We start from the raw sequence: 19135 nt of genomic DNA, 5'->3' as shown, positions 1-19135 counted from the left end.
ATGAGGGCATCGTTGGAATGCGATGGGCGGCGCACGATATGTGACCCGATCATTTCGAGGGAAACCATGCCTTTGCCTACTCCCCCCAGCAAGCTCGGCAATCTTTTGCCGCCTGACGAATACAAGGCCAAAGCCGTCACGCCCGCGCGCTCCGCCGCGAAAAAACAGGCGCGTGAAGGGGAATCCGCAGAGTCGGCCGATTACGGCCGCGCCAATGTCGCCACACCGATGGCGCACGCCGCCAACGCCGCCACCACGTTGTGGCCCGTGCCCGCCGTCGAGTCTCCGCCCGCCGCGCAACCCGCGCTCGCGCCCGCGCGCGGCCGCAAGACCCGGCAGACCGCCGCGCTGTTGCAGCCGGTTCCGGCTGGGCGCCCGCAGCTCGAAGCCGATGCGCTCGAAGCGCAGCGTGACGCGCAGCCGGTCGTCGCGCGCGCGCCTGCCGCGAAGCAGCCCACGGCCGAAACAGCCGCCGCACCCGCCGCAGCAGCCCCGGCCACCACGCGCAAGAAGCGCGGCACGAGCGCCACGCTGGCCGAAGTCCAAAAGCTTTTCGTTCTCGACACGAACGTGCTGATGCACGATCCGAGCTGCCTGTTCCGCTTCGAGGAGCACGACGTCTATCTGCCGATGATGACGTTGGAAGAGCTCGACGACCACAAGAAGGGGATGTCGGAAGTCGCACGTAACGCGCGTCAGGTGAGCCGCACGCTCGACGCGCTGGTCGCGAACGCGGGCGACATGGCCGACGGCATTTCGCTCGCGCGTCTGGGTAGCCGCGAGGCGTCCGGGCGGTTGTACTTCCAGACCCGGCTGACCGCCATCGAGCCCGTCGAAGGTCTGCCCGAAGGCAAGGCCGACAACCAGATCCTCGGCGTCGTGCGCGCGCTGCAGCGCGATCGCGCGGATCGCCAGGTCGTGCTGGTGTCGAAAGACATCAACATGCGCATCAAGGCGCATGCGCTCGGTCTGCCCGCCGAGGACTACTTCAACGACCAGGTGCTCGAGGACAGCGACCTGCTGTACACGGGCATCCGCGCGCTGTCGCAGGATTTCTGGACCAGGCACGCGAAGGGCATGGAAAGCTGGCAGGACACGAAAACCGGCACCACGTACTACCGTGTGACGGGTCCGCTGTGCGCGTCGATGCTGGTCAACGAGTTCGTTTATCTGGAGCCGCAGAACGGCGAGCCCGCGTTTCATGCACTGGTGCGCGAACTGAACGGCAAGACCGCTCTGTTGCAAACGCTGCGTGACTACGGCCACCACAAGAACAACGTGTGGGGCATCACGGCGCGCAATCGCGAACAGAACTTCGCGCTGAACCTGCTGATGAATCCGGAAATCGACTTCGTCACGCTGCTCGGCCAGGCCGGCACCGGCAAGACGCTGGTCGCGCTCGCGGCGGGCCTCGCGCAAGTGCTCGACGACAAGCGCTACAACGAGATCATCGTGACGCGCGCGACGGTGCCGGTCGGCGAAGACATCGGCTTCCTGCCGGGCACCGAAGAGGAAAAGATGCAGCCGTGGATGGGTGCGTTCGACGACAACCTCGAGGTCCTGCAGAAAACCGACGACGCCGCCGGCGAATGGGGCCGCGCCGCGACCCAGGAGCTGATCCGTTCGCGCCTGAAGATCAAGAGCATGAACTTCATGCGCGGCCGCACGTTCGTCGACAAGTATCTGATCATCGACGAAGCGCAGAACCTGACGCCGAAGCAGATGAAGACGCTCGTTACGCGCGCGGGTCCGGGCACGAAGATCATTTGCCTCGGTAACATCGCGCAGATCGACACCCCTTACCTGACCGAGGGCAGTTCGGGTCTGACCTATGTGGTCGACCGCTTCAAGGGCTGGGCGCACAGCGGACACGTGACGCTCGCCCGCGGCGAGCGCTCGCGCCTCGCTGATTACGCGTCGGAGATCCTCTAGGCGTTCGCCGGTTTTTTTTCCGGCTTTCATCGCAAGCCGCGTCCGGTTCTTCCCGGACGCGGCTTTTTTTATCGCCCGGCGTGCCGCGCGGGCAACACTTAGCGCGCAAACTTCAAGTAAGTTATCAAGAATTCTTGCGGCAGCCTTGTCGGGCGGCTACCATCCCGACATCGTCAGTGAGTAAGCGGGCGTTTACCGCCCGTGCCGTCTTCATGCGCCGACTCGCCTTATCGCTGTTGCCCGTCCTGCTGCTCGCCGCCTGCGCCGGCGCGCCGCAGAAGAGCTCGCGCGGGTCCGGTGGCATCGTGGTCGCGAACGGCGCCTATCACGCACCGCCGGCAGGCTTCCCCCACTTCGTCGATCACAGCATCGGCCGCGAGGAAATTTCGATTCAGGCGATGGGCCTCGTCGGCGTGCCATACCGCTGGGGCGGCAATACACCTGACAGCGGTTTCGATTGCAGCGGGCTCGTGCGCTACGTCGTGCTGCGCGCGGCGTCGGTGAACCTGCCGCGCACGACGGCAGAGATGAGCGGGCGCGGCGAGTCGGTCGAACCCGACGAAATCGCGCCCGGCGATCTGATCTTTTTCAATACGACCGGGCGTGCGCATTCGCACGTCGGCATCTACGTGGGCAAGCTGCGCTTCGTCAACGCGCCGTCGACGGGCGGCACGGTGCGGCTCGACTATCTGACCAATCCCTACTGGGCGAAGCGCTTCGACGGGATCCGCCGGATGGCTGGGCCGGCAGCGACGCCGGCCCCGTTCGATACACCGGGTTATCAGGCGGCGGCGCCCCAGACCGGGCGTGGTGTTGCGGTCGCGGCCGCGACCCCGGCGACCAGTGCAAGTGGCGGCACACCCGTCGCGCAAGCCGATCAATTCGAGCCGCCGCCGTCCGGCCTCAGCGCCGCGCAGATGCAGGCGCGCCCGGCCGCCGCCGTGGCAGCGACGGGCACCCCGGCGGCGCAGGCCAGCACGTATGAAGGTGACACTACTTCGCCCGCGCAACCGATGCAGCCCGCGACGACCGCCCGCACCCTTGCGCAAACCGCACCCGACGCAATCGACGCCGCCGCCGATGCATTCGAACCGCCCCCGCCCGCTTTCATCGCGGAACGCCAGGCGCGGCAGGCACGGCAGACCGAAGGCACAAGCGGCGTTCAGCTGATGCGCGCGTCGACGGCCTCGCACGGCGCGCCCGCCCCCACGCAAAGCAGCGACGACCCCATCGCCCGATTCGCAAACGGCAACTTCTGACGCCGTGATCTGCTATCGTCATCGATATTCTTTCGACGGCGGGTGACGACCATGGAACTCGGGCTCAAGAATAAGGTAGTGCTCATCACCGGTGGCAGCAAAGGCATCGGCTTCGCCTGCGCGCGAGCCTTCGCGCAGGAAGGCGCGAAGGTCGCGATTGTGTCGCGCGATCCCGCCAATCTGGCGCGCGCCTACGAGCAGCTGAAACAGGAAGGATTCCACGTGCACCGCACGCGCGCAGACCTGCACGAGCCGCACAGCGCCACCGATATCGTCGAGGAAGTCAGCACCGCAGTGGGCCCGATCGACGTGCTGATCAACAGCGCCGGCGCCGCGCGCCGGTACGACCCCGAAACGCTCGATGCCGACGCATTCCGCGCGACGATGGAAGCGAAGTATTTCCCGTACATCTACCCACAGCAGGAAGTGCTGCGCCGTATGGCCGAGCGCGCGAAGGCCAACGGTGGTGCGGAGCCGGGCACGGTCGTCAATATCATCGGCATGGGCGGCAAGGTCGCGAGCGACATTCATATCGCGGGCGGCGCGGCCAACGCGGCGCTGATGCTCGCGACGGTCGGCCTCGCGCATTACTACGCGCGCTACGGCATCCGCATCAACGCGATCAATCCAGGCCCGACGCTGACCGAGCGCGTCGAGGAAGCGGTCCGGCTGGAGGCAGCGCAGCAAGGCATCGGCAACGACGAAGCGCTCACGCGCGGCCAAGCCAGGATGCCGCTCGGCCGCTATGCCAAACCAGAGGAAATCGCCGACGTGGCGATGTTCCTCGCGAGCCGCCGCGCGAGCTATGTGACGGGCGCGATCATTCCGATGGATGGCGCCAACGCGCCATTGATCTGACCGGGGCTTGTTGTCGAACTACGTAGGGAAACCGGTGCGACGCAACGGGCGGCGTGAAGCCGAACCCCGCGCGGGCGGTTCAGCCGGACTCAGCCGAGCCAGCAGCGCAGGCCCGCATCGCACTGTGATTACAGGAGGTGGTGACCCAGCCACCAGGCCCCGCCGGACAGCACCGCGGAAGCCGGAATCGTCAGAATCCACGCCCACACGATGTTGCCGGCAACGCCCCAGCGCACCGCGCTCAATTTCTGCGTCGCGCCGACCCCGACGATCGCGCCGGTAATCGTATGTGTGGTGGAGACGGGAATGCCAAGTGCCGACGCGGTGAACAGCGTGAGCGCCCCGCCCGACTCGGCACAGAAGCCGCCGACCGGTTTGAGCTTCGTGATTTTCTGCCCCATCGTGCGCACGATGCGCCAGCCGCCGAACAGCGTTCCGAGGCCCATCGACAGATAGCAGCCGCCGATGACCCACAGCGGCGGCGCAGCCGCCTTCATCGACGCGAAGCCGGTTGCGATCAGCAGCATCCAGATGATGCCGATGGTCTTCTGCGCGTCGTTGCCCCCATGACCGAGGCTATATAAGCCAGCGGAGATCAGCTGCAGGCGGCGGAAGCGCCGGTCGACCTTGCTCGGCGGCGTGCGGAAGTACAGCCACGACACCAGCAGCATGAAAAACGAGCCGAGCACGAAGCCGAGCAGCGGCGAAATGAAGATGAACGCGACGGTCTTCATCAGGCCGTCCCAGTTGAGCGACCCCCAGCCCGACTTCGCGAGCGCCGCGCCCACGAGCCCGCCGATCAGCGCGTGCGACGAGCTGGATGGGATACCGTACACCCAGGTAATCACGTTCCACGCAATCGCGCCGACCAGCGCGCCGAAGATCACGTAGTGATCGACGATGTCCGGGTCGATCGTGCCCTTGCCGACGGTCGTGGCCACCTTCAGGTGGAACACGAAATACGCGATGACGTTGAACGCCGCCGCGAACGCCACCGCCTGCTGCGGCTTCAGCACGCCGGTCGACACGACCGTGGCGATCGAATTCGCCGCGTCATGAAAGCCGTTCATGAAGTCGAACACCAGCGCGATGGCAACCAGGCCGGTGACGACCCAGATAGCGAGTTGTATCGATTGCATTATGCGTTTTCCAGCACGATGCCTTCGATGATGTTCGCCACATCCTCACACTTGTCCGTGATGGTTTCGAGCAGCTCGTAGATCGCCTTCAGCTTGATCAGGACCTTGACGTCGTCTTCCTCGCGGAACAGCTTCGACATCGCCGCGCGCAGCACGCGATCGGCTTCCGATTCGAGCCGGTCGATTTCCTCGCAGGCCTTCAGGATCTGGCTCGCCTGCTTCATGTCCGAGAGCAGGCTAACCGCGAACTGCACGCGCTCGCAGGTCGCCGTGCAGATATGCGCAAGCTGGCTCGCCTCCGACGTGACCGCTTGCACGTCATACAGCGAGATCGCGGTCGCGACGTCCTCCATCAGGTCGAGGATGTCGTCCATCGTCGTGATCAGCTTGTGGATCTCGTCACGGTCGAGCGGCGTGATGAAGGTCTTGTGCAGCAGGTCGATGGCTTCGTGCGTGAGCTTGTCGGCCGCTTTCTCGGCCTTTTGCACGTTCTGCTTGTGGGTTTCGGCGTCCTGCAGATTGTCGATCAGGAGCTCGAGTTCGCGGCTTGCCGAGATGATGCACGTTGCGTGCGAATTGAATATTTCAAAGAACTTGCCCTCGGTGGGCATGAATCGACCGAACATTGGGATCCTGGAAATGGGTCACGTTATGGCTGACATAAAACCGCCATATTGTACCGTTGCGCCACCGTTGCCGCACTGGCGGCAACGCAGTTACAACAGCTCGCGACCTCTCGCGTCACTCGCCGCCGTAGAAGTTTTGCGCTCCAGCAAAGTTGTCGAACTTCGTGTACTGGCCGTGGAACGTGAGTCGAACCGGACCGATCGGACCATTCCGCTGTTTGCCGATGATAATTTCGGCGGTGCCCTTGTCGGGGCTGTCCGGGTTGTACACTTCGTCGCGGTAAATGAACAGGATCACATCGGCGTCCTGCTCGATTGCACCCGATTCGCGCAAGTCCGACATGATCGGTCGCTTGTTCGGGCGCTGTTCGAGGCCGCGATTGAGCTGCGACAACGCGATCACCGGCACGTCGAGTTCCTTCGCGAGGCTCTTCAGCGACCGCGAGATTTCCGAGATTTCGGTCGCGCGGTTTTCGCCCGACGACGAGCCGCTCATCAACTGCAGGTAGTCGATGATGATCAGGCCGAGCTTGCCGCACTGGCGCGACAGCCGGCGCGCGCGCGAGCGCAGTTCCATCGGGTTCAGACCGCCGGTTTCGTCGATGAAGATTTGCGCCTCGCTCATTTTCTGCACCGCGTGCGTGAGCTTCGGCCAATCCTCGTCGGTCAGGCGCCCGGTTCGCATGCGATGCTGATCGAGCCGGCCGACCGAGCCCAGCATACGCATCGTGAGCTGGGTGCCCGGCATTTCCATCGAAAACACCGCCACCGGCAGTCCGTACTCGACCGCGACGTATTCGCCGATGTTCATCGAAAGCGCCGTCTTACCCATCGACGGACGGCCCGCGACGATGATCAACTCGCCGCCGTGCATGCCCGAGGTCATGCGGTCCAGATCGACGAAGCCGGTCGGCGTGCCGGTCACGTCACTCGGATTGGCGGTGTGATAGAGCGTGTCGATCCGTTCGACCACTTCGGTCAGTAGCGGCCCGATCTCGAGAAAGCCCTGGGTGCCGCGTGCGCCGTCTTCGGCGATCGAGAACACCTTCGATTCCGCTTCGTCCAGCAATTGCCGAACTTCCTTGCCTTGCGGGTTGAACGCGTCGGAAGAGATTTCGTCGGCGACCGACACGAGCCGGCGCAGCACTGCACGGTCGCGCACGATTTCCGCGTAGCGGCGGATATTGGCCGCGCTCGGCGTGTTCTGTGCGAGCGCATTCAGGTAGGCGAGTCCGCCGACCTCTTCCGCCTTGCCCGAGGTGCCGAGCGCTTCGTAGACAGTGACCACGTCGGCCGGCCGCGTGGCCGCGATCAGCTTGCCGATGTGCTCGAAGATGATGCGGTGGTCGTAGCGGTAGAAGTCGCTCTGCGCGAGGAAGTCGGCGATGCGGTCCCACGCCGCATTGTCGAGCAACAGGCCGCCCAGCACCGATTGCTCGGCTTCGATCGAATGCGGCGGGACTTTCAGCGACTCGAGTTGGGGATCTTTGGACGGTGCGTTCATGGGGAGGAATTATCGGGCAATCCGGCGACGGCTGCGAGCAGAAAAAACGCAAACGTAGGGGTACAGGACAGATAGCCGGGCACAAAAAAAGCAGGGGCCGGTTACCCGGCCCCTGCCCTTCACCAGCCAAGTGCTGGCTGATACTGCGTGACGCTCAGCGGTCGACTTAGACGTGCTCGCCGATCACAGCCACCGTCACATCGACGAGAACGTCGGTGTGCAGCGAAACCTGAACCGGGTGCTCGCCAACCATCTTCAGCGGGCCTTCGGGCAGACGCACTTGCGACTTTTCGACTTCGAAGCCTTGCTTGCCGAGCGCTGCGGCGATGTCGGCGTTCGTCACAGAGCCGAACAGACGGCCGTCGACGCCCGCCTTCTGCTTGACCTGAACGGTCTGGCCTGCCAGCTTTTCGCCTTGAGCCTGGGCGGCTGCCAGCTTTTCAGCGGCGGTCTTTTCGAGTTCTGCGCGGCGCACTTCGAATTCAGCCAGGGCTTCCTTCGTTGCACGGCGAGCTTTCTTGTTCGGGATCAGGAAGTTACGTGCGTAGCCGTCCTTGACCTTCACGATGTCGCCCAAGTTACCCAGATTGACGACTTTTTCCAGAAGAATGATTTGCATTCGGATGCTCCTTATCGCGTCGTCGGGTTAGGCCTTGTGCTGGTCGGTGTACGGCACCAGCGCGAGGAAACGCGCGCGCTTGATGGCCGTGTCCAACTGGCGTTGATAATGAGCCTTGGTACCCGTGAGACGTGCCGGCGTGATCTTGCCGTTCTCGCCGATGAAGTCCTTCAGCGTTTCGATGTCCTTGTAGTCGATGTACTCGACGCCAGCGGCCGTGAAACGGCAGAACTTCTTGCGCTTGAACAGCGGGTTCTGTTGCTGACGACGCTTGTCGAATTTTTTACCAGTCGGGCGGGGCATGATTAGTCCTTTCCAATGTCCTGCAATGCTGTGATGTGAAATACCAGAGTTCGCGCGTTACGGTGTTTTTTCGCCAGAAAACCTGTGAAGAGCGTTTCGACGCCCATCTGACAGTTTTCGAGCTTACCGCTCGCTTCGCCCGCGGCGACCGCCTGCACGGTCAGTTCGACCTGACGGGCAATGCCCGCCTCGACGACTTCCGTGCGGTGGTGCAACGTGCAGCTTGCGATCGGAACGCCGGCGGGGGTATACCGCACCGATTCGCGTTCGACGACGCTCGCCGTGAGTTGCAGCCGGTTCATGTACCTGTGTATGCCTTCGTGTACTTGAGCGGAGCGACGCCGCGAGTCTGGCAGCTTAAATAGTGAGTCTTAAGCCTGCGCTTCGGTCGGCTGAGCGGCTGCCGACTTCTTGGCTTCTTCGCGGTGCACTTCCTTCATCATCGGCGACGGGCCGGTTTCGGCCTTCTTCATCTTGACGATGAGGTGACGCAGAACGGCGTCGTTGAACTTGAACGCGTGTTCCAGTTCGTCGAGCGTCGTCTGGTCGCATTCGATGTTCATGCAGACGTAGTGAGCCTTCGCGAGTTTCTCGATCATGTAGGCCAGTTGGCGACGGCCCCAGTCTTCGACGCGGTGGATCTGACCACCGTGCGACGTGATCGTGCTCTTGTAACGCTCGATCATGGCGGGCACCTGCTCGCTCTGATCGGGATGCACGATAAAGACGATTTCGTAATGACGCATTACACACTCCTTGTGCTGACTTTTGGATAGAAGCCGCCCGGGCGTCGGAACCGGTGCGGCAAGTGAGAAGCCCGAAAGTGTAACCTGAATGGGGACGGGTTGCAAGGTATTCCGCCGATTCGGTGGCGGAATCGGACGTGTTTTCAAGAGCTTAGAGGTGGTGGGTCGCGCAAGCGGCGCCGCTATTGTCACTCAACCCGCTTCCGTGCGCTGGCTGCCACTCCGCAAACGCGCTCTGAGCGCCGCTTCGAGGCCTCTCAGCGCATCGGGCGCGGCATCCGTGATCGCCCACCAGGTCATGCCCGCCGCGTCCCAGTGAGAGATCGAATAACCGTCGCGATCGAGCGATGCCGGCGCCATCCCCCCCGCCGCCGACTGCGGGAATACGTACACGTCGATCACGTGCTTGCCGGCGCGGTACACGAGCACCGCGACCCGCTGATGCGCGAGGTAGTCGAGCCGGCCGCCCTGCAGCGCGAAGCCGCTCGCTGCGAGATCCTCGACGGGCGGCGAATAGTCGAGCCGGCCGTTGAACCACGGCTTGACTGTGTGACGGTCGGTCGAAATCACGTCGATGTCGCGGCCGGATACCTGCGCGCGCACATGGCTTGCGACGAGTTCGTCGGTGAATGGCATGGATTCGGCGGGGCGGTGCAGCGTCAGCGTCAGAACCGCGGCGGCCGCGCACAACGCGATCACAAGTGCTGCGACACCGCCGCGCGCCGCCGCGCGGGTTGCACCGCCCGCGGCGGTTGGGCCGCTGAAGCCCCTGAGCCATCCGTCGAGCCACGCGGGCCACCGCGCCCCGCGCCGCTGACGCCGTGGTTCCTGCGTCGCCGGCTCCGTCATGCCGGCGGTAGCGTTGCCGGCAGAGTCTATCGGTACATCGTGGGCCGCCGCCACCGCGGTCGCTTTATCGGGCGCGCCGGGCAAGCCCGCCACGATCCGCAGCCGCAACGACTGCGGCGCCCGATGATACGGCGCCGCGCGCAGCGCGCCGCTCAGCGCGCGCAGGTTGTCGCCCGCGCGCCGGCAGTCGTCGCAGCTCTCGATATGCTGCTGCACCCGGCGCGCATCGGGCGCCGGCAATTCGTGATCGGCATTCGCATCGAGGAGCGGCCGTGCTTCGTTACAGTCCATCCGGCGTCTCCTGAGCGGGGTCGGCGGCAGCGCCGGGAATATTGAGGGGCCGGCCGTCGGCAAACGCCCGGAGCCGCGTCACTGATGCGGTGACGGGCACATCTGACGATGATGCCGGTCCACCTTCGCCCGAACTTCGTGCTGGCTCGGCGGAGGACGCAGACGCCGCAGACGCCGCAGACTGCGCGAGTCGCCCGGACTGCGCGGCCTGATCGAGCGGCGCATCCGTCGGCCCGCGCCCCCCACCCTGCCCGCCTTTGCGGCCGCCGCCATCCGATTCCCCCCCGCCTTGTCGCAGCACCATCAACACCTCCGCCAGCTTGCGCCGCCCACGCGCGAGTCGCGACATCACTGTCCCGATCGGTACGTCGGCCACCAGCGCGATCTCCCGATATCCCATCTCTTCAAGTTCTCGCAAAATGAGCACCTCGCGATACTCGACCGGCAAACGCGCCAACGCGTCGTGCACCTGCCGTACATCCTCGTCGCGGATCAGGAGCGTCTGCGGATCGTCGCCGCCAGCAGTCCAGCCGTCGAGGGTCGCGTCGTCCATGGTTTCGTCGAATTCGAGCATGTCGTGCGACGGCGCGCGCCGCCGCCATTCCGTGTACCAGGTGCGGCGCACGATCGCGAGCAGCCACGGCCGCGCGGAGTCGCCGCGAAACGTATCGAAGAAGCGGAACGCACGCATGAACGCTTCCTGCACGACGTCCTCGGCATCGGCGGGATTGCCGCACAGCCAACGCGCGAGGTTGTACGCGGCGTCGAGATGCGGCAACGCCAGCTGCTGGAAGCGGCGGCTTTTCGCGGCATCGGCATCGGCGTCGGTGCCAGCATTTGGCTCGCCCCGCGCGCGGGCGGCGTCTGAGTCGGTCTGGACCACGTGGGCCCCTCCAAGGGCATGGCGGCTGCTTCGTGCGGGTCGCTGCTGTTGCGCGCCCCGCGAGGTGTCGTTCCTGACGTGTCTTTCACGGCAGAACTGGCCATAGACCCAGTTTATTCCCGACTCACGCGAGGATTCGCAAAAACATCAGGTTCGCCTATGCGCGCCGCTCGCCAGCTAGTACGACGACCGGTTCCAGTAGTCGTCGCTCGCGTACACGTCTTTCAGGTAGTCGATGAAATAGCGCACGCGCGCCGGCACGAAGCGTTGCTGTGGATAGACCGCGAGGATGTCGTAATCGGGCAGCGCATACTCGTCGAGCACGGTTTCGAGCTCGCCGCGCGCGAGCTGCCGCTGGATTTCCCATGTCGAGCGCCAGCCGAGTCCGAGCCCTTCCGAGACCCAGCGATGCAGCAGTTCACCGTCGTTGCAGTCGAGCGAGCCGCCCACCCGCACTGTCGCGAGCTTGCCGTTGCGGCGAAAGTACCAGCCGCGGTTCTGCCCGCCTTGCAGATTGAACGCGAGGCAGTTGTGGGCCGGCAGATCCTCGAGCGTCTTCGGTTTGCCGTGGCGGCGGAAATAGTCGGGCGTGCCGCACACCACACGCCGGTTCGACGCGAGCTTCACCGCGACGAAGTTCGGATCGACCACGCCGCCGATGCGGATCGACAGGTCGTAACCCTCGCGCACCAGATCGACGACCCGGTCGGTCAGATTGAACGACATCTGCAACCCGGGTTTGTCGCGCAAGAACCCGGGCGCGAGCGGCGCGACGTGCTTGCGGCCGAACGCCGCCGGCGCCGACACGATCAGATGGCCGTTCACCGCGCGGCGTCCCGCGCTCAGTTCGTTCTCCGCCTGATCCCATTCGCTGAGGAGTCCCCGGCAGCGTTCGAGAAATGCGGCACCGTCCTCGCTGACCACGAGCCGCCGCGTCGTGCGATACATCAGCTTCACGCCGAGGCGCTTCTCGAGCGCATCGATGCGCCGCCCGAGGATCACCGGCGACACCCCCTCCTCCAGCGCCGCCGCCGCGAGACTGCCCGCGTCGGCGACTCGCACGAAGGTTTCGATCTGTTTGAAGCGGTCCATGTTCGTCTCCCACCTGTCTGATGGCAGGCCGCCGCCGGCCGTGCGCCGGGCTTCACGCCATTCGATACTTTTTGTTTCGGAATAAGCGACCCGGACTGATCTTATCAAACCTTTGGCGCAGGCCTACAGTGTCCTTCAACCGACGTAATTCCCCGACATTGAGGAGACATTCATGGCCAAAATGAGAGCCGTCGACGCCGCCGTTCTGGTGCTCGAAAGAGAAGGCATCGATACCGCGTTCGGCGTGCCGGGCGCAGCGATCAACCCGTTCTACTCGGCGATGCGCAAAGCCGGCGGCATCAGCCACGTGCTCGCGCGCCATGTGGAAGGCGCGTCGCACATGGCCGAGGGCTACACCCGCGCGCAGCCGGGCAACATCGGCGTGTGCATCGGCACGTCGGGTCCCGCTGGCACCGACATGATCACCGGCTTGTACTCCGCGCAGGCCGACTCGATTCCTATTCTGGCCATCACAGGCCAGGCGCCGCGCGCGCGCCTGTACAAGGAAGACTTCCAGGCCGTCGATATCGAATCGATCGCGAAGCCTGTCACCAAGTGGGCCGTGACCGTGCGCGAGCCGGCGCTGGTGCCGCGTGTGTTCCAGCAGGCGTTCCATCTGATGCGCTCGGGCCGTCCGGGTCCGGTGCTGGTCGATCTGCCGATCGACGTGCAGCTCGGCGAAATCGAATTCGACATCGACACGTACGAACCGCTGCCGGTCTACAAGCCGAAGGCCACCCGCAAGCAGATCGAGGCCGCGCTCACGCTGCTCAACGATGCCGACAAGCCGCTGATCGTGTCGGGCGGCGGCGTACTGAACGCCGTGGCCGAAGACCTGCTCGTGAAGTTCGCCGAAACGGTCGGCGTGCCGGTGATCCCGACGCTGATGTCGTGGGGCGCGATTGCCGACGACCATCCGCTGATGGTCGGCATGGTCGGTCTGCAGACCTCGCATCGCTACGGCAACGCGACGATGCTCGCGTCCGACTTCGTGCTCGGCATCGGCAACCGCTGGGCGAACCGTCACACCGGCAGCATCGATGTCTATACGAAGGGGCGCAAGTTCGTGCACGTCGATATCGAACCGACGCAGATCGGCCGCGTGTTCGGCCCGGATCTCGGCATCGTGTCGGACGCGAAGGCCGCACTCGAACTGTTCGTCGAAGTCGCCAGCGAATGGAAGTCCGCGGGCAAGCTGAAGGATCGCAGCGCGTGGGTCGCCGATTGCCAGCAACGCAAGCGCACCATGCTGCGCAAGACGCACTTCGACAACGTGCCGATGAAGCCGCAGCGCGTCTACGAAGAGATGAACCAGGTGTTCGGCCGCGACACGTGCTATGTGAGCACGATCGGCTTGTCGCAGATCGCCGCCGCCCAATTCCTGCACGTCTACAAGGCGCGCAACTGGATCAACTGCGGCCAGGCCGGCCCGCTCGGCTGGACGATTCCGGCGGCGCTCGGCGTGCGCGCGGCCGATCCGCAACGGCCGATCGTCGCGCTGTCGGGCGACTACGACTTCCAGTTCATGATCGAGGAGCTCGCGGCCGGCGCGCAATTCAAGCTGCCGTACGTGCATGTCGTCGTGAACAACTCGTACCTCGGCCTGATTCGCCAGGCGCAGCGCGCGTTCGAGATGGACTACTGCGTGCAGCTCGGCTTCGAGAACATCAACTCGCCGGAGATGAACGGCTATGGCGTCGATCATGTCGCGGTGGCCGTTGGTCTCGGCTGCAAGGCGATTCGCGTGTTCAAGCCGGAAGAGCTGAAGCCGGCGCTACAAAAAGCGCAGTCGATGCTCGCCGAGTTCAACGTGCCGGTGATCGTCGAAGTGATTCTCGAACGCGTGACCAACATCTCGATGGGCACCGAGATCGACGCGATCAACGAGTTCGAGGAACTGGCCGAAAAGCGCGCGGACGCGCCGACGGCGATCAGCCTGCTCGACTAGGCGTTGCGCCTTCGCGGTATCCGCAGCATTCAGCGCGCGCGGTGCGAGGGCCGAGCATGTGCTCTGCGCCCTCGCCTCATTACGACCCAACGCGCCATTCCCTGACCGACCTGAGAGACATACGCACCATGCCGAAATTCGCAGCGAACCTGACGATGCTGTTCACCGAAATGCCGTTCCTCGACCGTTTCGCGGCGGCGGCAAATGCCGGCTTTCATGCCGTCGAATTCCTGTTTCCGTACCCGTATTCGATCGCCGAATTGAGCGAACGTCTGCAACAGAACCGCCTGAAACTGGTCCTGCACAACCTGCCGGCCGGCAACTGGGAAGCCGGCGAACGCGGCATCGCGTGTTTGCCCGATCGGGTCGCCGAGTTTCAGGCAGGCGTCGGCCGCGCGATCGAATACGCCAGCGCATTGAAGGTGCCGCAACTGAACTGCCTCGTCGGCATTCCGGGCGCGAACGTCGACGCCGACACCGCCCGCGCGACGATCGTCGAGAACCTGCGCTTTGCCGCGCGCGAGCTGAAGGAGGCCGGCATCCGGCTGCTCGTCGAGCCGTGCAACTCATACGACATTCCGGGCTTCGCGCTGAACCGTTCGCGCGACGGACTCGACGTGATTCGCGAGGTCGGCTCGGACAATCTGTTCCTGCAATACGACATCTATCACATGCAGCGGATGGAAGGCGAACTCGCGGCGACGATCGAAAAGAACCTCGCGCAGATCGCGCATATCCAGCTTGCGGACAACCCGGGCCGGCACGAACCGGGCACCGGCGAGATCAACTATCCGTACCTGTTCGCGCTGCTCGACTCGCTCGGCTACGAAGGGTACGTCGGTTGCGAATACAAGCCGCGCACGACGACCGATGCCGGCCTCGGCTGGGTGCAAAGCGTGGCCGGTCAGACGCGCGGCGCGGCACACGCGGCGGCTTGAGGCGCATCAGGGATCATCACGGCTCCCTGAAGGTCCTCAACGCACGTCCCCTAATAACCCTGGAGATTCACACACATGGCAAAGATCGGCTTCATCGGACTCGGCATCATGGGCGCGCACATGGCGCGCAACCTCATCAAGGGCGGACACGCGCTGTTCGTGAACGGCGGGTATCCGATGCCGGACGACATCGCGAAGTGCACGAGCGTGGTCGCCAGTTCGACCGCGGTCGCGCAGGCTGCCGACATCGTCATCATCATGGTGCCGGACACACCTGACGTCGCCAACGTGCTGTTCGCCGACGACGGCGTCGCCGCGGGTCTCACCAAAGGCAAGCTCGTGATCGACATGAGTTCGATCTCGCCGCTCGACACCCAGGCGTTCGCGAAGAAGATCAACGCGCTCGGCGTCGACTATCTCGATGCACCGGTATCCGGCGGCGAAATCGGCGCGCGCGACGCGTCGCTGACGATCATGGTCGGCGGTCCCGAGAAAGCCTTTGCGCTGGCCAGGCCGCTATTCGAACTGATGGGCAAGAACATTTCGCTGATCGGCGAGAACGGCGCGGGTCAGACCTGCAAGGTCGCGAACCAGATCATCGTCGCGCTCAATATCGAGGCGGTGGCCGAAGCGCTACTGTTCGCGTCGCGTTCGGGCGCCGATCCGGAGCGAGTACGCCGCGCGTTGATGGGCGGCTTCGCGGCGTCGCGGATTCTCGAAGTGCATGGCGAGCGCATGACGAAGCGCGCGTTCAATCCGGGCTTTCGCATCGAGCTGCATCAGAAGGACCTGAATCTCGCGCTCGACGGCGCGCGCAAGCTCGGCATCGCGCTGCCACATACCGCGAGCGCGCAGCAGCTGTTCAGCGTCTGTGCGGCGAACGGCGGCAAGGCGTGGGATCACTCGGCGATGGTGCGCGCGCTCGAGATCATGGCGAACCACGAGGTCGCGCGGACGCCGGACAGCGAGGACGCGAAGGCGGCTTAGGTCTTCGTGATTGCTCTGTGATTGAACACGCCGTTGATTGCGCTGATGGCCGCCTGGGCATCCGCGCAATCACGGCGAGCACTGGTGGGGCGCCCGTTCGTCGCGTGGCAGCTTGGGCTGCCGGCGTGGTGGAACGGGCAAATCGCGCCGCTCTGGGCTGAGAGCGGCAGGTGGGGTCCGCAGCGGCACCCGGCTACGCCGGGGAAGCCTTGGTCGGTCAGACGTCGTCGTCGGGTGTCCGGCTGTCGGATTCAGCGTTGCGCCATTTCACCGCCACCGTCGATACGACCGGTATCGGCAGCGCGGTCGCGAGCATCGCTATCAATACGTATCGAACACCTTTTGCAACGCCGCCGGCGCGGTATGGCCCGCGGCCAGCGCCAGCATCAGCAACACCCTCGCCTTGTACGGATTCAGCGAACCCGCGCTGACGAAACCGAGCGCATCGTCGGCCGCCGCGCCGTTGCGCATTACATGCCCCGAACCCACGCGCGACGAGCGCACCACCGCCACGCCGCGCATCGCGGCATCCGCCAGCGCCTGCTGCAACGACTGGTGGATCGAGCCATTGCCCGTACCCGCCACGACGATGCCGCGCACACCCGCGGCGACCAACGCATCGATGGCGATCCGCGACACGCCCGCATAGCTCGTGACGATCTCCACTTGCGGCCACGCCGCATCGATCGTGAATTCGCTCGAGAACGTATGCGCGCGCACCACGCCGCGCTGGAATTCGACGCGGCCATCCTGCACCCAGCCGAGCGCGCCGATCTCGGGCGACTGGAAGGCATCGACCGCATACGTGCTCGTTTTAACGACGTCGCGCGCGCTATGAATCCGGTTGTTGAACGCGACCAGCACGCCCTGCCCGCGTGCCGCCGCGTGCGCGGCGACCGTCACCGCATTTAGCAGATTCAGCGGACCGTCGGCGGAGAGCGCCGACGCTGGGCGCATCGCCGCGGTCAGCACGACCGGTTTGTCCGACTTGACGGTCAGATGCAGCAGGTAGGCGGTTTCTTCGAGCGTATCGGTACCGTGCGTGACCACCACGCCGTCGACGTCGTCCGTCGCGAGCAGCGTGTCGATGCGTTGCGCGAGCGTGGTCCACAGCGGCATCGCCATGTCCTTGCTATCGACGCTGGCGATCTGCTCGGGGGCGATTCGCGCGACCGTGGACAACGCCGGCACCGCCGCGAGCAGCTGATCGACGCCGACGACGCCCGCCTGATAGCCCGACGTATTGGCGGCATCCGGGGCCGAGCCGGCGATCGTGCCGCCGGTCGCGAGCACCGCGATGCGCGGCAGCGTCGGCGCGGCGGGATGGCCGGGCGGAATCGGGAGAGACGGAGAAGTGGAGATATTCATGGCGGCGATTGTAAGCGATGCGCTATGCGCCGCCATGCGTGAAAAACCGGACGCAGGCTCGCCCCCGCGTGCGCGCGCAACTTGCGAGCGGGCCTGAATCCCGTGCGACGCCCAGTTGCACTCCTCAGCGCAAGTATTGAAGGCGGACATCGCTGAACTGCTGATACTTGATGAAACACATGAGGGGCCCCTTTCTACCATCTGTCGTCGTGTCGAGATTTCTGGCGTTGCCACGCTTTCCGCAATTACAGGCAGGTACCGCCATCTCACGCGCTGCAGCGCTCAAATGCCGGTCAGCGCCGATTCGGACCTGACCTATTTTTGCCCAATCTCAAAAATATAGACTGAACCCAGTTACAGAGATTTAGCAAAGGCCAGACCTAGATTGACTCGGCAGAATCTGGCCGATTCTTACTGCGGCCACGAGCTTTCGGGATCGACATCGCTCCCGTTTTTGCAGCTGATATTGAACAGCAAGAAATGGCAACGGCGATTTGGCATTAGTTCGCATAACTCAATTCTTTTTCAAACTTTAAAAGGAATCATGTCATGAACAAATCCTATGTCAGCATCTGGAGCGAAGCCCTTGGGTCGTGGGTGGCTGCATCCGAGCACACTGCGCGTCGCGGCAAACGCAGCAAGTCACGCTGCGTGATGGGTAGCATCGGCGTAGCCTTGGGTGTGATTGCCGGCTACAGCGGGAATGCTGCTGCTAATGTGACGAATCCTATTGGCGCCTATGGCAACATTGCTATTAACAATTCGACCATCACCTCCGCCGCTGCTTCTGCCAGCACTCCTGGATCGATAGCGATTGGTGCTGGTGCAAACGCTAAAGGCGACGTTGATTATGACGGTAGCTCGGCCATTGCCATCGGCGATTCAGCCAAGGCGAACGGGGGTGGCGCGATTGCACTCGGCGAAATGGCCGTTGTCAACGGTGATCGCTCGGCAGCTTTCGGCCCAGCTTCAACCGTGAGTGCCTCAAATTCTGTGGCGCTCGGTTTCGGGAGCACGGTCACCGCCACCAATAGCGTAGCTTTGGGCGTGAATTCGGTGGCCGACCGGGCGAATACGGTGTCGGTAGGCGCGACCACCGGCCAACGCCAGATTGTGAACCTGGCTGCAGGTACCCAAAGTACGGATGCTGTCAATCTGAGCCAGCTCGGAGGAGTGGTGAATGCGCTAGGCGGTGGGGCGGCGATCAAGTCGGATGGCACGATCAGCGCGCCGAGCTACAGCGTGGGCGGTACGACGGTCAACAACGTGGGTGACGCGTTCGCTAACATCGACGAAAACGTGCGCCACAACGCCTCGATGATGGATAACCTCAACGATGGCCTGGTGATGATCCACAACATCGCGCTCGACAACAGCAATGACATCGCGATCAACAAAGCTGAGATCACGAAGATGAGTGGCGACATCACGAACGTCACCAACAACCTGAACGACGGCACCATCGGTCTGGTGCAGCGCGACGCAGCGACCCGGAACATCACGGTGGCCAAGGATCTGGACGGCACGACGGTGGACTTCAGTGGCACCGATGGCGTGCGCACGCTGAGCGGCGTGAAGGCCGGTGCGCTGGGCGACACCAGCACCGAAGCGGTGAACGGTTCGCAACTGCACGCGACCAACCAGAACGTGACGACCAACGCGGCCAGCATTGCGACCAACCAGACGGCGATCACCAGCATCGACGGCCGCGTGACCAGCGTGGAAGGCTCGGTCACGAACCTGACGCAGCAACTGGACGGCGGCAGCGTCGGCCTGGTACAGCAGGACGCGAC

Annotated in this window: 18 protein-coding genes; 7 read left to right on the top strand and 11 right to left on the bottom strand. The window is 64.2% G+C overall.

The window, feature by feature from the left end; all coding sequences use genetic code 11:
* Nucleotides 1-66: 66 nt before the first annotated feature.
* The 3 genes from F6X42_RS35845 (at nucleotide 67) to F6X42_RS35835 (ending at nucleotide 4049) form a co-directional block, all read left to right on the top strand.
* On the top strand, nucleotides 67-1932 hold the full coding sequence (locus F6X42_RS35845) for a PhoH family protein (protein WP_187638677.1): 1866 nt from the start codon (nucleotides 67-69) through the stop codon (nucleotides 1930-1932).
* Nucleotides 1933-2144: 212 nt separating this feature from the next.
* On the top strand, nucleotides 2145-3191 hold the full coding sequence (locus F6X42_RS35840) for a C40 family peptidase (RefSeq protein WP_187638676.1): 1047 nt from the start codon (nucleotides 2145-2147) through the stop codon (nucleotides 3189-3191).
* A 51-nt stretch (nucleotides 3192-3242) separates the two neighbouring features.
* Nucleotides 3243-4049: an SDR family oxidoreductase gene (locus F6X42_RS35835; protein ID WP_187638675.1), complete on the top strand. Its 807-nt coding sequence runs from the start codon at nucleotides 3243-3245 to the stop codon at nucleotides 4047-4049.
* A 128-nt stretch (nucleotides 4050-4177) separates the two neighbouring features.
* Here the strand turns inward: F6X42_RS35835 and F6X42_RS35830 are convergent, their stop codons facing one another.
* The 10 genes from F6X42_RS35830 to F6X42_RS35785 all read right to left on the bottom strand — a co-directional run bounded on the left by F6X42_RS35830 (nucleotide 4178) and on the right by F6X42_RS35785 (nucleotide 12101).
* Complete coding sequence (locus F6X42_RS35830) at nucleotides 4178-5188, bottom strand: inorganic phosphate transporter (RefSeq protein WP_187638674.1); 1011 nt, start codon at nucleotides 5186-5188, stop codon at nucleotides 4178-4180.
* Nucleotides 5188-5814, bottom strand: coding sequence for a DUF47 domain-containing protein (locus F6X42_RS35825; RefSeq protein WP_187638673.1), 627 nt, complete (start codon nucleotides 5812-5814; stop codon nucleotides 5188-5190). Before F6X42_RS35825 ends, F6X42_RS35830 begins: the two co-directional genes overlap by 1 nt.
* Before the next feature lie 115 nt (nucleotides 5815-5929).
* Nucleotides 5930-7318, bottom strand: coding sequence for a replicative DNA helicase (locus F6X42_RS35820; RefSeq protein WP_187638672.1), 1389 nt, complete (start codon nucleotides 7316-7318; stop codon nucleotides 5930-5932).
* A 166-nt stretch (nucleotides 7319-7484) separates the two neighbouring features.
* Nucleotides 7485-7937: a 50S ribosomal protein L9 gene (gene rplI, locus F6X42_RS35815; protein WP_187638671.1), complete on the bottom strand. Its 453-nt coding sequence runs from the start codon at nucleotides 7935-7937 to the stop codon at nucleotides 7485-7487.
* 27 nt (nucleotides 7938-7964) lie between these two features.
* Nucleotides 7965-8240 (bottom strand): 30S ribosomal protein S18, encoded by a 276-nt coding sequence (rpsR, locus tag F6X42_RS35810; RefSeq protein ID WP_013588504.1) that lies wholly within the window; start codon nucleotides 8238-8240, stop codon nucleotides 7965-7967.
* 2 nt (nucleotides 8241-8242) lie between these two features.
* Nucleotides 8243-8542, bottom strand: a complete 300-nt coding sequence (priB, locus tag F6X42_RS35805; protein WP_187638670.1) for a primosomal replication protein N — start codon at nucleotides 8540-8542, stop codon at nucleotides 8243-8245.
* 69 nt (nucleotides 8543-8611) lie between these two features.
* A complete protein-coding gene (gene rpsF / locus F6X42_RS35800; RefSeq protein ID WP_027197541.1) occupies nucleotides 8612-8986 on the bottom strand; it encodes a 30S ribosomal protein S6 in 375 nt (124 codons plus the stop codon).
* 192 nt (nucleotides 8987-9178) lie between these two features.
* On the bottom strand, nucleotides 9179-10126 hold the full coding sequence (locus tag F6X42_RS35795) for an anti-sigma factor family protein (RefSeq protein ID WP_187638669.1): 948 nt from the start codon (nucleotides 10124-10126) through the stop codon (nucleotides 9179-9181).
* Complete coding sequence (locus F6X42_RS35790) at nucleotides 10116-11009, bottom strand: RNA polymerase sigma factor (RefSeq protein ID WP_187638668.1); 894 nt, start codon at nucleotides 11007-11009, stop codon at nucleotides 10116-10118. The genes F6X42_RS35795 and F6X42_RS35790 overlap by 11 nt, the downstream gene beginning before the upstream one ends.
* A 177-nt stretch (nucleotides 11010-11186) precedes the next feature.
* Nucleotides 11187-12101: a substrate binding domain-containing protein gene (locus tag F6X42_RS35785; protein WP_187638667.1), complete on the bottom strand. Its 915-nt coding sequence runs from the start codon at nucleotides 12099-12101 to the stop codon at nucleotides 11187-11189.
* Nucleotides 12102-12273: 172 nt separating this feature from the next.
* Here F6X42_RS35785 and gcl point away from each other — a divergent pair, with 172 nt between their 5' ends.
* The 3 genes from gcl to F6X42_RS35770 all read left to right on the top strand — a co-directional run bounded on the left by gcl (nucleotide 12274) and on the right by F6X42_RS35770 (nucleotide 15974).
* Nucleotides 12274-14049, top strand: a complete 1776-nt coding sequence (gene gcl / locus F6X42_RS35780; RefSeq protein ID WP_187638666.1) for a glyoxylate carboligase — start codon at nucleotides 12274-12276, stop codon at nucleotides 14047-14049.
* A gap of 128 nt (nucleotides 14050-14177) precedes the next feature.
* The gene (gene hyi / locus F6X42_RS35775; RefSeq protein ID WP_187638665.1) at nucleotides 14178-14987 is read left to right on the top strand and encodes a hydroxypyruvate isomerase; all 810 of its coding nucleotides are present in this window, start codon (nucleotides 14178-14180) and stop codon (nucleotides 14985-14987) included.
* A gap of 75 nt (nucleotides 14988-15062) precedes the next feature.
* Nucleotides 15063-15974, top strand: a complete 912-nt coding sequence (locus F6X42_RS35770) for a 2-hydroxy-3-oxopropionate reductase (RefSeq protein ID WP_187638664.1) — start codon at nucleotides 15063-15065, stop codon at nucleotides 15972-15974.
* A 321-nt stretch (nucleotides 15975-16295) separates the two neighbouring features.
* Here the strand turns inward: F6X42_RS35770 and F6X42_RS35765 are convergent, their stop codons facing one another.
* Nucleotides 16296-17342, bottom strand: a complete 1047-nt coding sequence (locus F6X42_RS35765) for an asparaginase (RefSeq protein ID WP_222945850.1) — start codon at nucleotides 17340-17342, stop codon at nucleotides 16296-16298.
* 549 nt (nucleotides 17343-17891) lie between these two features.
* Between F6X42_RS35765 and F6X42_RS35760 the strand changes: the two genes are divergently transcribed.
* A partial coding sequence (locus F6X42_RS35760) for an ESPR-type extended signal peptide-containing protein (RefSeq protein WP_281394079.1) occupies nucleotides 17892-19135 on the top strand: 1244 nt, incomplete at its 3' end.

It is taken from the genome of Paraburkholderia podalyriae, assembly GCF_014397785.1.
Lineage (GTDB): Bacteria > Pseudomonadota > Gammaproteobacteria > Burkholderiales > Burkholderiaceae > Paraburkholderia > Paraburkholderia podalyriae.
The sequence above is the reverse complement of the archived record's forward strand: the minus strand, read 5'-3'. Positions and strand labels throughout refer to the sequence as shown.

Excerpts from the sequence above, each read along its gene's own strand:
- rpsF (WP_027197541.1), bottom strand. The coding sequence starts at position 8,986 with ATGCGTCATTACGAAATCGTCTTTATCGTGCATCCCGATCAGAGCGAG.
- gcl (WP_187638666.1), top strand. The coding sequence starts at position 12,274 with ATGGCCAAAATGAGAGCCGTCGACGCCGCCGTTCTGGTGCTCGAAAGA.
- F6X42_RS35830 (WP_187638674.1), bottom strand. The coding sequence starts at position 5,188 with ATGCAATCGATACAACTCGCTATCTGGGTCGTCACCGGCCTGGTTGCC.
- F6X42_RS35835 (WP_187638675.1), top strand. The coding sequence starts at position 3,243 with ATGGAACTCGGGCTCAAGAATAAGGTAGTGCTCATCACCGGTGGCAGC.
- priB (WP_187638670.1), bottom strand. The coding sequence starts at position 8,542 with ATGAACCGGCTGCAACTCACGGCGAGCGTCGTCGAACGCGAATCGGTG.
- F6X42_RS35840 (WP_187638676.1), top strand. The coding sequence starts at position 2,145 with ATGCGCCGACTCGCCTTATCGCTGTTGCCCGTCCTGCTGCTCGCCGCC.
- rplI (WP_187638671.1), bottom strand. The coding sequence starts at position 7,937 with ATGCAAATCATTCTTCTGGAAAAAGTCGTCAATCTGGGTAACTTGGGC.
- hyi (WP_187638665.1), top strand. The coding sequence starts at position 14,178 with ATGCCGAAATTCGCAGCGAACCTGACGATGCTGTTCACCGAAATGCCG.
- F6X42_RS35765 (WP_222945850.1), bottom strand. The coding sequence starts at position 17,342 with ATGAATATCTCCACTTCTCCGTCTCTCCCGATTCCGCCCGGCCATCCC.
- rpsR (WP_013588504.1), bottom strand. The coding sequence starts at position 8,240 with ATGCCCCGCCCGACTGGTAAAAAATTCGACAAGCGTCGTCAGCAACAG.
- F6X42_RS35825 (WP_187638673.1), bottom strand. The coding sequence starts at position 5,814 with ATGTTCGGTCGATTCATGCCCACCGAGGGCAAGTTCTTTGAAATATTC.
- F6X42_RS35845 (WP_187638677.1), top strand. The coding sequence starts at position 67 with ATGCCTTTGCCTACTCCCCCCAGCAAGCTCGGCAATCTTTTGCCGCCT.
- F6X42_RS35795 (WP_187638669.1), bottom strand. The coding sequence starts at position 10,126 with ATGGACTGTAACGAAGCACGGCCGCTCCTCGATGCGAATGCCGATCAC.
- F6X42_RS35770 (WP_187638664.1), top strand. The coding sequence starts at position 15,063 with ATGGCAAAGATCGGCTTCATCGGACTCGGCATCATGGGCGCGCACATG.
- F6X42_RS35785 (WP_187638667.1), bottom strand. The coding sequence starts at position 12,101 with ATGGACCGCTTCAAACAGATCGAAACCTTCGTGCGAGTCGCCGACGCG.
- F6X42_RS35820 (WP_187638672.1), bottom strand. The coding sequence starts at position 7,318 with ATGAACGCACCGTCCAAAGATCCCCAACTCGAGTCGCTGAAAGTCCCG.